Origin of the sequence: Caulobacter sp. 602-1 (assembly GCF_003931565.1) — a bacterium.
Classification (GTDB): domain Bacteria; phylum Pseudomonadota; class Alphaproteobacteria; order Caulobacterales; family Caulobacteraceae; genus Caulobacter.
In genome coordinates this window covers 1-274 of sequence record NZ_RRYI01000212.1, presented here as the reverse complement: position 1 = coordinate 274, position 274 = coordinate 1, and the positions used below count along the sequence as shown (strand labels likewise).

The window sequence follows — 274 nt, the reverse complement described above, 5'->3', positions numbered from 1 at the left end:
CTTTCGGCCTGGGTCAAGGCCAGCCTGGAGAAGGCCTCGCCCGGCAAGGTCGACGACAAGGCCGCCTTGGTGACGGGCGCCGAGGACATCTCGATGTACGCCGAGAAGGTCCCGGCGGTGTTCGTGCAACTGGGCGGACGCAAGGCCGACGTGCCGGCGGCGACCGCGCCGGTCAACCACTCGCCCTATTTCGACGTCGACGAGGCGGTGTTCGAGACCGGCGTGAAGGCCGAGGTCTTCATGGCGCTGGACTATCTGGAGCGGAAATAGCCTG

The 274-nt window shown here is 66.8% G+C and carries 1 pseudogene; it reads left to right on the top strand.

Annotation, left to right across the window (positions count from 1 at the left end):
• Positions 1-270, top strand: a pseudogene (locus EIK80_RS25910) (amidohydrolase); the annotation flags it as partial.
• Between the last annotated feature and the right edge of the window lie 4 nt (positions 271-274).